Below are 12,256 nucleotides of genomic sequence, written 5' to 3'. Positions count from 1 at the left end.
ATGCTGCTGCCCCTTGGGCATTTGGGTGTTGGTCCGGCGCGAGCCCCGGCCCGTTGCGGACGTCAGATGCGGCCGAGGTAGCGTCCATCGCCGGCGTCGAGCACGTCGAGGCGCCAGTCGCGAGCGACGTAGACGCGATCCCCCGCCGGAAACAGCGCTTCCACGTTGGTGCCACGCTCCGCCTGGGGCAGGGACTGCTGCCACGAGATGCGTCCGCTTTGCGCGTCGCGCGCGCCGACGGTCCATGCACCGCTGGCCAGTTGGTACATCACGAAGAGCTCGCTGCCGTCGAGGCGATAAGACAAGCGGGGGCTTTGGTGCGGCTCCTCCTCCGAGAGCAGCAGCGAGGAGCGCCACCGCTGAGAGCACGTCGCGGGATCGTAGCCGACCGCGAGGGGAACCGGGCCGGTGCCGTCCACTGCGAGACCGATCGTGTCCTGCTTGAAGAACGCACTGCCCGACAGCCCCTCTCTGGACTGTAGCTTCTTCTGGCAGCGGCCATCCCACTGCCGGAGAGAACCGAGCGCGCGTGCCGCGGGGCGGCAGTCTGGGGGACGCGACGCGACGACGTCGCCTCCGTGGGCAGCAAGGAGCAGCCCGGGGCGCTTCTTCGACCAAGCGCCCGCGTCCAGGAGCCACACCTCAGCCTCATCGTTGGGCGGCACGCACAGCGAGGCCACCGAGTCGACGCTCTTGGGCTCCCGGAGCGGATGCCCCGTGCGCACGTCGTAGAAATACACGCGGTGCTCGGAGGTGGTCAGGAACAAGGCGCTGCCGCTCTGCACCAGACGGGTGTCCGCGCTCATCCACTGGCTGGGAACGGGGTCGCTGACCCACAGCGGCTCGAGCGATGCGCCGTCGTGGGCGGCGATGGATAGCGCGCTCTCGGGTCTCGACGATTGCCAGCGCAAGCTCACGACGTCGTCCCGACTGTCGTGATTCACGTCGATGAGCAGCGGCGCTTGGCCGGGATACCAGGAGCCCGTGGCGAGCGGCGGCGATGGCAGCGCTACCGCGGGCGGCCGAGTCGCGACCTCGAGCGCGCGCGACGGCGGCTCGAGGAAAGCGGAGAGACCGACGAACAGCGACAGGGAGACCGCGGCAGCGGCGGCGACGGCGTCCAGCCGGCGGAGACGGCGCGCACGACGATGGGCCTGGGCCAGGGACCCGAGGACGACCTCGGGCCGGACGCCAGGGCTGCGGTAGGCATCGCCGGCGTCACGGAGCAGGTAGCGCTCGTCCCCCACGCCGAGATCGACCCGCTCCACGCCGGCGTCTCGCTCGTCGAGCATCGCTCCGGCTCGACGCACCACGGCCGAGAGCGCCTCGAAGCGGCGCCGCCGGAGCAAGACGCCGAGCACGACGCCGGCGCTGGCGCCCGTCGAGACGAGTAGCACGACGTGCGTCGGATGGAACACCACGGACACGACGAACGCCAGCAACACCAGGGAGAGAAAGGCAGCCGTGAGCACCCACGAACGATCCAGCTCCTGGAGCATGGATCCCGCACGCGTCGCCAGCGCTCGGCGGTGCGCGGCGAACACTCCCGCGGAGGCGAAGGTGAGCGCGACGCCACAGCCGAAGGCGATGGGCACGACCAAGACGAGCAGCGAGCCCGCCGCGGAGAAGGTCGCACACGCCACGAGCGTGCCGAAGGCCGTGCCCAGCGACGCCCCCATCACCCAGAACGAAAGCCAAAGGTTGGAGGACCTGAGCGCGACGCCCACGCTCGCGGAGACCAGGCCCGCGAGCAGCGAGGCCGCCAGCGCCCACGCCAAGCGTTCGGCCTGGATCGCGGGGTCGGACCCGAGGATCAGGAGCGGCGCGAAGGTACCCATCAGCGCCAGGGCAACGGGCAAGGGCGAGGATGGGGGCGGCTGCCACTCTTGCATGCCCTGATGCTGTCAGGCGTCCCGGGGAGAAACCGTGCACGCCTCGTGGAGCCTTGGTGATGTCACGGTGTGGCGCGGTACTCGTGCAGCGCGCCGCTAGAGCCGATGGCCCAGAACGTCTTGCCGTCGGGCAGCTGACGCGCGCTCGAGCCGTCGATGTAGCTCCAGCTCTTGGTGTCGAGCTTGAAGAAGCCGTTGCCGCTGCGAGCGTACAGGTTGTGTTGGACCAAACTGCCCAAGATCAGGAGCGGAGAGTCCAAGCAATCCGCGCTCAGCTCCTCCACCGGGCCGAGCAGCGTGCTCTGGGGATCCATGTCCGTGAAGCTCAGCCCGTCCGCGCTGTTCCACACCGCGGGCACCACGTAGTTGGTGCTGGCGCCGTTCACGGCGACCACCACGCCACCCCCCACCGGAGCGACGATCTTCGGATCTTGAGCCGTCACCGCCCACTGCGGCGTGAGATCTTGGGGCGCCGTCCAGGCGCCGCCAGGAGCCTTGCTGTACACGAACAGGTGCCGCGGGCTGCCGGAGGCGTAGGCGATCACGATGCGATCGCTCGCCGTCGCCGTCATCACCGCGTAGGAAATGGTGGGCAGCGACGGCAGCGGCGCCGGTGTTCCCGGGCCCCAGCCGCTCTGGGCGTCGCCGGAGTAGAGCTTCTGGCCGGCCAGCACGTGGTACTGCCCATCGGACGTGCGGGTGATGCCGTACACGTTGCTCAGGGTCGGCATCTCGAGCGGCGCGCTGAAGCTCTGGCCGTCGAAGGCCGTCAGGTAGCGCTTGTTCGAGAGGGTGGCGATGAACAGCTCGCCGCCGCTGGCCAGGGGAACCGGTGCCTTGCCGTAGAGCGTGTCGACGGCGGCGCCGGCGATCGCGCTGGGCCACGGGATCGGCGCTTCGTTCCAGGCTGAACCGGTCCAGTGGAGCCAGGTCTTGGAGACGTGGTTCGTGATGTAGACCGTGGAACCGACGCGGAAGAGCTGCGGAGGGCCGTAGTTGGGGCTCTTCGTGACGGTCGTGATGTGACTCGGCTGGATCGCGCCGGCGCACGTCGGCGCGCCGCCCGCGCCGCCAGTGCCGCTCGCGCCGCCAGTGCCGCTCGCGCCGCTCGCGCCGCCAATGCCGTTGCTGTCGTCACTGCCGCACGCGACGAGCAGCGCGCAGGCCGCCAAGATCACCCAAGTCCGTCGCAACATGTTCGAGTCCTTCACAAGGATGCGCCGCCAAGTGCAATCCACGGGCCAACTCGATCCCGCGACGCCGCCCCCGGGGCGCGGGGCGCGACCGCCGCAGCGACGGACGATCCTGAGGCGTGGGCGCCACACCTTCGTGCTATCCGATGGGCAATGCTTCCGTTGTGGGTGCTGATGGCGGTCCTCGTCGCCGCGCTCTTGGGCGCCCACCACGCGAACCGGCCGCGCCTCGAGTGGCTGCTCAAGCCCGCCGCCGCCTTGACCTTCGTCGCTGCCGGCATCGCCGCGGGCGGCCTGTCCTCGACCTTCGGCCGCGTCCTCGTGTTGGGGCTGGTGCTCGCGGCCGCGGGGGACGTGCTCTTGATCCCGAAGAGCAAGGCCGCGTTCCTGGGTGGGCTGGTCGCGTTCCTCTTGGGGCACGTCGCCTATGCCGTCGCCTTCGCCCTCGCCGGCATGCGGGCGAGCGCGGCGGCCATCACCGCCGTGGCCGGGACTGTCGCCGCAACGTTCGTGCTGCGCTGGCTCTGGCCCCACGTGGAGCGCCCAATGCGCGTTCCCGTGGTCGCCTACGTGCTGGTCATCACCACCATGGTCGCGCTCGCGGCGGGCGCCGCCTCCGAGCACCGGAGCTGGGCGCTCCTCGTCGGTGCCGTCGCGTTCTACCTCTCGGACCTATCCGTGGCGCGCGATCGCTTCGTGGCTCCGGGCTTCGCCAATCGCGTCTGGGGCTTGCCGCTGTACTTCTTTGCTCAGCTGCTGCTCGCCTCCCAGGCGGGCCGCTGACGGGCATCGCGCCGCCCCAACAAAAGCAGACGTCAGCTCTTGGTTCGGACGGAATCCATCATCTGGAAGAAGCCGGCTCGCGCCGCCGCCACCGTGGCCTTGGGACCCGTGAGCTTGAAGAAGTGATTGCCGGTGGGCGCTTCCACGATCACGCCCACGAAGCCGAAGTGCTCCTTCGCCGTCTTGGCCCCCCCGGGCATGCCGCTCTGATACGTGGCGTCGTCGATCTCGACGATGTGTTGCGTCATCCCGTGGATGCTGCGGTCGCTGCGCTTGACGGTGCTCTTGTCCACGTCCGGAAACTGACCCAGCCAGCGCTCGACGTTGCTCTCCACGCTGCCCCCCATGCTGGGGCCGAAGTAGAACACCGCCAGCTCCGCGGGCTCCTTGTCGCCCTTCACCGCAGCGTACTTGTAGCTGGCGACCCGCATGGCGCTCGCGGAGGGCAAGCGCTCGAAGCCCTTGGCATCGGTCCAGGTGATGTCGGCCTTTTGGGTTCCCACTCCGCCGGACGGCTCGGCGGCTGCGGGGCCCGCGGGCTCCGGAGACGGTTTGGTCTCCTTGCTACAACCGACCAGCGTGGCGAGTACCAGGCACAGAGCGAGGGGCGTCTTCACGGCCCCGGATGGTGGCGAAGCCCCGGACTTGATGCAACCCCTCAGCTCGGCAACGCTCGCGCGCTCGGCTGCTCCGCTTGGCGAGGGCCGGTATCCACCGTGCGGTGCAGCACCGCGGGCGGGTGCACGCCGTTCTTGCGGAATGCAAGCAGCACGCGCTTGGTCACGTCCGTCTCGAAGGCCTTTTCGTACTTGGTGTCGAGGACGTACGCCTTGCCGCGCAAGTGGAGCGCCACGTAATCCTCTTTGATCTCTTCTTTCATGATCACCACGACGGGCTTGTCCAAGAACACGTAGCGGCTGCTCAAGATGCCCTCGGTGATGAGTCGCTCCGCCAGCTCGATGTCCTGATCGACCCCGACGAAGAAGTCGATCTGCACCTGCATGTCGAGGGCGCCGTAGTTGCCACAGCTGGACACGTCCGTGAGGATCTTGTTGTTGGGGATGGTCACGGTGTTGTCGTCCAGCGTCTGCATGCGCACCGAGCGGAGGCCGATGGCGGTGATGTCGCCATACTCGCCGGCGTACTGCACGCGATCTCCAACTTGGAACGGGCGATCGAACATGATGGTCACGCCGGCGATCATCGCAGCAACCAGATCGCGCATCGCGAAGCCCACGGCCACGGCGAAGGTGCCGCCGATGAGCGTGAGCACCGTCTGGTTGATCTGGAACGACAGCCCCACCACCACGATGCCCGTGGCGAAGTACACGAAGAACCGCGTGAACGACTCGATCTTGCTGAACAACAGCCGCCGGTGCGCGAAGCGCGCCGAGAGCCGAGTGACGATGCCGCCCAAGAAGCGGAGCGCGATCACGGCGCCGGCCACCACGAAGGCCGAGATGAACACCCCGCTCCAACGAACGAAGCTGACGATCTTGGAGACGTCCGGCGGATCGGAGAGATCCTGCGCTGCCGCCACGCTCGTCACCGTGAGCAGCGCGAGCAGAATCGGCCCCGAGACCCGTAGCGTGCGATTCATCAACCGCTCCCTCGCGCCAGCAGGTGGCGCCGCTGTAAAAATCGCGTGATCGCGCGAAACCAGTTCCAAGCCACGCGGTAGCGTCCGTCCGCTTGCTCCAAGTAGCCTCGAAAGCTCGCGTAGCGTAGCGCGTCGAGCACCTGCCGGCGGCTCAACATGGTGGCCTCCACGATGTCGTCCACGGCAGCGAGCTCGAGCTGCACCACGGCACGCAGCACGAACACCGCCGGATCCGGCAGCCGTTCGAGGTCGCTGGTGTCCGGCGCCGAGAACAGCTGTACGGACACGTCGCCGTCCGGAGACACGGACAGGGACTCCCTCCAGAAGTGCACCGCAACCGCGGGGTTCCCCCCGGCGTAGTCCCACAAGAGGCGGTAGTAGCTGGCCTGGGTGCGAGCCAGCTGCTCCTGCTTCAGCTCCTCGTCTTCTTCCGGCTCGGCGATCAGTCCTTCGAAGCTGGGCTCGATGCCCGCACCGGAAGAGCGCCGCCGAAGCAGCTCCGCGATGTTCTCCTCGGACCAGGGTCGGATCGCGATCACCTCGTCGAACAACGGCCGCGCCCCGCGCGCGCGCTCCACGTACTGCCAGATGATACTGCCCATGCAAAACACCCAGGTCGTGGTCACGCTCGATTCCCGCGCCAGGGCCAGCACCCAGTCGAAGTCGTCCAGACCGCCGATGGTGGGCCGCACCAGGCGGTGGGCGTCGTCGACGAGCAAGGCGTTGTCGTGCTGCTTCTCGTTGAGCACCCGCTTCACGTCTTCGTCACTGGCGTCGGGCGGCAGGTCCAGCGTTGCATACAGCGCTTGGCGGAACGGTCCCATCCCGCCCACGGGGCACTCCACCAAGAGCGAGTCGGGCTTGGCCGCCAACATGCGCCCGAGCAGCATGCTCTTGCCCATGCCGCGCTCGCCCACCACGGCGAACACCCCGCCCCCGGGCGCATCGATGGCTTGCGTCACCGCCTGGATTTCTTCGTCGCCCACGGTGGGCAGCAGGAACGACGCGCCGGCTTCCGGGTCGAGCGCTGCCATCTGCTCTTCGTCCAACGGATGGGTGGCGCCCGACTCCCGATCCCGAGCTTGCTTGGCGACCTCGCGGCGGAACAGATACGCGAGCAAGCGCCGCGTCAGGTTGAAACCGCTCACGTAAGCCCGCACCACGCGACCGACGCCCACGGCGATGAGATACACGCCGCCGGAGGTAGCCGCGGGAAAGCTCACCCAACCCGACTCGTTCCGCTCCACCCACGCCACGAATGCGTTCTTGCGCCGCGTGCCTGCGACACGCTCGAACACCACGGGCTTCCACCAGCGCACGATCACGAGACCAATGGGCAGCGCCGCGAACCAGCAGGTGGACAGCACCCAGCTGTAGATGGTGCCCTGGCCGACGAGCTCGCTGGTGAGCGCCAGCGTGAGGCCCACTGCCACGATGACACGGCCCATGAGCTTCAGCGAACGGAGCCGGAGCTCGTCCGTGCTCTGGCGTCCCACCAGCGAGGCACGGCTGGCAAAGAAGGCGTCTATCGTGTGCACCACGATGACCCCGCCCAGGGTCCAGCCCAGCACCAGCCACAGGATGCGGGTCTCGTACAGCTCCGAGATGGGCGGGCCGGCAAGCCACATCACGAGCCACACGAACAGAAGCCAGCTCGCCGGACGCTCCACGCGTTCGAGAAGCGCGAGGGTTCGCTCGGCGTAGACCGGCACTCGCGCGGAGCGCGACTCCACCACCGTCTGCTGAACGCGCTCCGAGAGCAGCGCCAGCACACCCTTCGCCCGACGCCGCCACCACACGAAGACGCCGATCAGAACCAGGATCTTCAGCAGACTGAAGGTCGCGAGCACCTCCCGCAGGCCCGCGGTGCCGGGATCTCGAAGTTTGGCGATCCAGCTCGCCGACGTCATCACGTGATAGCGAGTCACCAAGGTGACCTGACGGCCCTCGGCCCGCGCCTGGTCGATGCCGGGAGCGCTGAAGCTGGTGAGGGAGGCGCGCTTGTCGCCGGTCAGGTACGGGTACAGCGTCAAACGATCTCGATTGAGCGCCTCGACCTGCTCCAGCAGCGCGCTTGCCGTGCTCCAGCTGAGCTTGTCCTCTTGCTTCTGGAGCTTCTCGGCCTGGGTCTCGATCAGCGACCGCAGCTTGTCGACCTCGCTGCGATCGACGCTGGCCCCGGCGGTGTCCAGACGATCCGGGCCGGCGCGCGGCACGCCGCTGTCGCCGCTCGTGATCTTGGTCAGCGCGGTCGATAGATCCGTGCGGGATTGCCGCAGGTATTTGACGAGCTCGTCGTAGGCGCGATCCGCCTCGTCCGCGCTGGCATCGCCGCTCTTGCGCTCCGCCACCAAACCGGTGACCCGTCGACGAAAGCCGAGCGTGGTCTCCGCGCGCTTGGCGATCTGCTCTTGGGTTTTCGCGAGGCCCGCCTCGAACTTGGCCTGTTCCTCTTTGACACCAAGGAGCCGCACTCGCTCCTCGGCCACCAGCCGCTGAGCCTCGGAGCGCGCCCGACGCGCGTCTTCCAGCGCCTTCTTGCGCTCCTCGGCCGCAGCCTCCACCTTCTTCTGGGCCTGACTGGTCTTGTCCTCCCCCACGACGCTCTTTGCCTGGCGTGCGGCGTGGGCCGCCAAGAGCCCCTTCCGCTTCTGTGGGGGCAACGAGAGAAAGTCGAGGCGCGCGCGGTCGAGCGCGAGGCGTGCCTCCCACAGCGTTTGCGGTGGCGCGACCACGGCGGCGTCCGCCACCCCCGCATCCTTCTCTTTGCGAGGCTTCTTCACCGCCACGGAAGCGTCGGGCTTGTCGTCGGAGGCGAGCACGGCCTGGAGTCGTCGTCGCTCCACCTCCACCACCGCCTCGTCCGAGATGTCGATGTCGAACAGGGACTTCGGCTCGACGGCGACGTCGAGCTTCTCGTCGAGGAGCGCAAGAATCTGTTCGGCCTTGTCGCGAAGCGACTCGGCCAGGCCGTCGGCGGGAATGCCGGCTTCCGCCGCGCCCCCATCCACACCCCCATCCGCGACCGCGAGGCGCGCCCAGAGCGCGCAAGCGGTCACGACCAGGGCGAGGAGCCGGCGGACGCGCGAAAAAAGCATCGGTGGAGTTCCTTAGCCCATAATCCTCGCGCACCCGAGGAGCCGACGAGAAATTTCGAAGCCGTTCGGCCCGCGGGCCTGAGACCGGTAGCCGTAGCCCCCGGCGCGTGTTAGCACCAGCGGTCATGCTGGGCGGCGCGGCGGCGCTGGATTGGGCGGTGTTCGCGGGTGCCGTGCTCGGCACGATGGCGATGGACCTCGCCATCTTCGGTCGCAAGGCGCATCGCGTCAGCTTCCGAGAAGCCACCATCCGCAGCGCGATCTGGATCTTCGTCGCGTTGCTCTTCTCCGGTTTCATCTACGCGCGGATGGGGCCGGAGCACTCCGTCACCTACGTCGTCGCCTACCTGGTCGAAAAATCCCTATCCGTCGACAACCTGTTCGTCTTCCTGGTGATCTTCACGTACTTCCGAGTGCGGGAGAAGCATCAGCAGCGCGTGCTGTTCTGGGGCGTGGGCGGTGCGGTGGTGATGCGCGCCATCTTCATTCTCGCCGGCACCGCGCTGCTGAACCGCTTCCATTGGATGATGTACGTGTTCGGGGGCTTCTTGGTGTTCACCGGCGCGAAGCTGGCGTTCAAGAAGGAAGAGACCGTCGATCCCGAGAGCAATCTAGCGCTGCGGGTTGCGCGGCGCTTCCTGCGCACCACGGACCGTCACGATGGCGACAGGTTCGTGACTCGGATCGACGGCGTGCTGTACGCCACGCCGCTGCTCCTGGTGCTGGTGGTGATCGAGCTCTCGGATCTGCTGTTCGCCGTGGATTCCGTGCCCGCGGTGCTGGCCATCTCCAAGAACCTGTTCATCGTCTACACCTCGAACATCTTCGCCATCCTCGGCCTGCGCTCGCTGTATTTCATGCTCGCCGGCATGATGAGCCGCTTCCACTACTTGGACGTGGGCCTGGCTGTCATCTTGGCGTTCATCGGCGGCAAGATGCTGCTCACGGACTTCGTGAAGGTGCCGAACTTGGTGAGCCTGGGGTTCATCGCCGTGGTGCTCACCATCGCCATCGTCGCATCCTTGCGCAGGCCACAGGAAGAAGCGCCGGGCGAGTAGCGCGCTCGGGGGAATGGTCATGAAGCGGACGCCCGCGGCGCCCTCGTCCAGCTATCGGCTGCAGCTCCATCTGGAGCAAGATCTGTCGGCAGCGACGGCGCTGGTGGATTACCTCGCCGACCTCGGGGTGCACTGGGTGTACACCTCGCCGCTGCTCACCAGCCGCGCCGGAAGCCTCCACGGCTACGACATCGTCGATCCCTCGCGCATCGACTCGGAGCTCGGCTCGCGAGATGCGCTGAACGAGCTCACGGAGCGGCTGCGCGTGCGCGACATGGGGCTGCTCATCGACGTGGTGGCGAATCACATGGGCGCCTATCCCTCCAACCCCTGGTGGCGGGACGTGCTGGAGGCGGGAGAAGGCTCGCCCTTCGCCCGCTACTTCGACGTGGATTTTCCCGAGGGCAAGCTGCGGCTTCCGGTGCTCGGGGACGATCTCGAGGCGGTCGTCGGCCGCGGTGAGCTTTCCGTGGAACGCCACGGCGCGGACCTGTGGCTCCGCTACTGGGAACGGCGCTTTCCGCTGGCCGTCGAGAGCTGGCCGCTGATCTTGGAGCCCGCGGCGGAACGCCTCGACGCCGAGGGTGCCGCCTTGCTCCGCCGCGCACGGCAGCATCAAGAGCTCGGCGATCTGATCCGCTACCGCCCCGGCGTGGGAGAAGCCATCGACGCCGCGGCCAAGACCGTGGACCTGAACGCCGTCTTGGCAGCGCAGCACTACCGCCTCGGCCACTTCAAGGATCCCGCGTCGCTCAGCTATCGGCGCTTCTTCGACGTCAGCGAGCTGGTCGCGGTGCGAGTGGAGGACACCGAAGCCTTCGACGCCCGACACGCCGTCATCATCGAGCTCGGGCGCCGCGGCGCCATCAGTGGCTTGCGCATCGACCACGTGGACGGACTGCTGGATCCGGAAGCCTACCTGCGCCGCCTGGGTCGCGCCCTTGGGGATCCGCCCCGCTACGTGGTGGTGGAGAAGATCCTGGCGCCCGGCGAGCGGCTGCGGCCTTTTCCGGTAGATGGCACCACGGGCTACGACGCCCTCGCGTGGCTGGACGGAGTACTGGCGTACACCCCCGGCGCCGAGCAGGTCACGGCGAGCTACCGCGAGCTGGTGGGGGAAGCGCGTCCGGTGGAAGCGATCGTCCGGGACGCCAAGCTCACGGTGCTCGAAGGCTCCCTCGCTCCGGAAGTGGAACAACTGACGGACCGGCTGCTGCCCCTGGTGGAGGCGGGCGATCGCGAGACCGTGCGCCGGGCCCTGCTCGAGCTGGTGGCGGCCTTCGACGTGTACCGGAGCTACGTGCGGCCGGACGCCACGGTCGTGGACGGCGAGGATCGCCGCCGCATCGAGGACGCGCTCCGCCGCGCCAAGGAGCACACGTCCCCCGCCGTGCTGGACGCCATCGGCCGGGTGTTGCTCCTTTCGGTGAGCGCCGACGAGCTTCCGGCGTGCCGGGCCGTGCTCCTGCGCTTCCAGCAGCTCACCGGCCCCGCTGCCGCCAAGGGCGTGGAGGACACCACGTTCTACCGCTGGTTCCCGCTGCTGGCCCTGTGCGAGGTGGGCGCCCATCCCGGCACGGTCGGAACCACGCTCCGCGGTTTCCACAACGCGATGGCCGAACGGCAAGCGAGCTGGCCGCTGTCCCTCACCTCCACCAGCACCCACGACACCAAGCGCAGCGAGGACGCCCGCACCCGGTTGCTCGCCTTGAGCGAGATCCCCGAGCGCTGGGCGAGCGCCGTGAGCACCTTTCGCGAGCTCGCCCGGGAGCACAAGACACTGGTAAACGGCACGCTGGCGCCCGACGCCAACGACGAGTACCTGCTGTATCAACTGCTGCTCGCCGCCTGGCCCATGGCGGGCGCCCCGGACGTGACGTTCTTCGAACGCGTTGGCGGCGCGCTGATCAAGAGCGCTCGCGAGGCAAAGCGCCACACGGCCTGGGTCGACGGCAACGCGGAGTACGAAAGCGCGCTCACGCACATGCTGCGGTCGCTGCTCGAAAGCCCGCGCTTCCTGGACGCCTTCGCGGAGCTGTTCGCGTCGGTCCGGCAGGCCGGAATGCTCTCCTCCCTCTCGCTCCTGACCCTGAAGCTGGCCATACCCGGCGTGCCCGACTTCTACCAGGGAACCGAGCTCTGGGCGCTGGATCTGGTGGATCCCGACAATCGCCGCCCGGTGGACTTCGAGCTTCGCCGCCGCCTCTTGTCCGAGCTCCGCAGCCAGCCACCCGCGCCCGAAGAGCTCCTTTCGAGTGCCGAAGACGGACGGATCAAGTTGCTCCTCACCTGGCGCGGGCTCTCGCTCCGGCGCCGGCGGTCGGGCTTGTTCCGCGACGGTCGCTACGTGCCCGCGCTTGCTCGCGGGCCGGCGCACGATCGCATCGTGAGCTTTGCGCGAGTGCTCGGTGACGAAGCCGTGATCGCCGTCGCCAGCCGGCATCATCTGCGCTCGACGCCGGCCGCGTCTCCGTGGGAGAAGTCGAACCTGATCCCACCCCGAGCCCTGCCCGTCGGCACTTACCGAGACGTCTTCACTTGGACCGAACACACCATCGACGGAAACCCGCTGCCCCTCGCGCAGCTGCTCGCGCGTCTTCCCGTCGCGCTCTTGGAACGCCTGTCGTGAGCC

8 protein-coding genes are annotated in these 12,256 nt (G+C 68.2%); 3 read left to right on the top strand and 5 right to left on the bottom strand.

The window, feature by feature from the left end; translation table 11 throughout:
- Positions 1 to 62: 62 nt before the first annotated feature.
- Together H6717_02585 and H6717_02580 are read right to left on the bottom strand one after the other, a co-directional pair.
- Entirely contained in the window at positions 63 to 1,892 is a 1,830-nt protein-coding gene (locus tag H6717_02585; protein MCB9575903.1) for a PQQ-binding-like beta-propeller repeat protein, read from the bottom strand.
- A gap of 62 nt (positions 1,893 to 1,954) precedes the next feature.
- Positions 1,955 to 3,088, bottom strand: a complete 1,134-nt coding sequence (locus tag H6717_02580) for a hypothetical protein (protein MCB9575902.1) — start codon at positions 3,086 to 3,088, stop codon at positions 1,955 to 1,957.
- A 150-nt stretch (positions 3,089 to 3,238) separates the two neighbouring features.
- Between H6717_02580 and H6717_02575 the strand changes: the two genes are divergently transcribed.
- A complete protein-coding gene (locus H6717_02575) occupies positions 3,239 to 3,868 on the top strand; it encodes a lysoplasmalogenase (GenBank protein MCB9575901.1) in 630 nt (209 codons plus the stop codon).
- Between the two features lie 32 nt (positions 3,869 to 3,900).
- Here the strand turns inward: H6717_02575 and H6717_02570 are convergent, their stop codons facing one another.
- From H6717_02570 to H6717_02560, 3 genes are read right to left on the bottom strand one after another with little or no spacing between them, the layout of a single operon-like run.
- Positions 3,901 to 4,485, bottom strand: coding sequence for a hypothetical protein (locus H6717_02570; protein ID MCB9575900.1), 585 nt, complete (start codon positions 4,483 to 4,485; stop codon positions 3,901 to 3,903).
- Positions 4,486 to 4,526: 41 nt separating this feature from the next.
- A complete protein-coding gene (locus H6717_02565; protein ID MCB9575899.1) occupies positions 4,527 to 5,468 on the bottom strand; it encodes a mechanosensitive ion channel family protein in 942 nt (313 codons plus the stop codon).
- Positions 5,468 to 8,566: an AAA family ATPase gene (locus H6717_02560; GenBank protein ID MCB9575898.1), complete on the bottom strand. Its 3,099-nt coding sequence runs from the start codon at positions 8,564 to 8,566 to the stop codon at positions 5,468 to 5,470. The genes H6717_02565 and H6717_02560 overlap by 1 nt, the downstream gene beginning before the upstream one ends.
- A gap of 125 nt (positions 8,567 to 8,691) precedes the next feature.
- On the opposite strand from H6717_02560, the gene H6717_02555 reads away from it, so the two are divergent.
- Together H6717_02555 and treY are read left to right on the top strand one after the other, a co-directional pair.
- Positions 8,692 to 9,624 (top strand): TerC family protein, encoded by a 933-nt coding sequence (locus H6717_02555; GenBank protein MCB9575897.1) that lies wholly within the window; start codon positions 8,692 to 8,694, stop codon positions 9,622 to 9,624.
- 19 nt (positions 9,625 to 9,643) lie between these two features.
- Positions 9,644 to 12,253: a malto-oligosyltrehalose synthase gene (treY, locus tag H6717_02550; protein MCB9575896.1), complete on the top strand. Its 2,610-nt coding sequence runs from the start codon at positions 9,644 to 9,646 to the stop codon at positions 12,251 to 12,253.
- Positions 12,254 to 12,256: the final 3 nt, after the last annotated feature.

This window comes from Polyangiaceae bacterium (assembly GCA_020633235.1).
Taxonomy (GTDB): Bacteria; Myxococcota_A; Polyangia; order Polyangiales; family Polyangiaceae; genus JACKEA01.
This window is presented reverse-complemented; position numbering and strand designations above follow the sequence as displayed.

Excerpts from the sequence above, each read along its gene's own strand:
- H6717_02585 (MCB9575903.1), bottom strand. The coding sequence starts at position 1,892 with ATGCAAGAGTGGCAGCCGCCCCCATCCTCGCCCTTGCCCGTTGCCCTG.
- H6717_02580 (MCB9575902.1), bottom strand. The coding sequence starts at position 3,088 with ATGTTGCGACGGACTTGGGTGATCTTGGCGGCCTGCGCGCTGCTCGTC.
- H6717_02575 (MCB9575901.1), top strand. The coding sequence starts at position 3,239 with ATGCTTCCGTTGTGGGTGCTGATGGCGGTCCTCGTCGCCGCGCTCTTG.
- H6717_02565 (MCB9575899.1), bottom strand. The coding sequence starts at position 5,468 with ATGAATCGCACGCTACGGGTCTCGGGGCCGATTCTGCTCGCGCTGCTC.
- H6717_02560 (MCB9575898.1), bottom strand. The coding sequence starts at position 8,566 with ATGCTTTTTTCGCGCGTCCGCCGGCTCCTCGCCCTGGTCGTGACCGCT.
- H6717_02555 (MCB9575897.1), top strand. The coding sequence starts at position 8,692 with ATGCTGGGCGGCGCGGCGGCGCTGGATTGGGCGGTGTTCGCGGGTGCC.
- treY (MCB9575896.1), top strand. The coding sequence starts at position 9,644 with ATGAAGCGGACGCCCGCGGCGCCCTCGTCCAGCTATCGGCTGCAGCTC.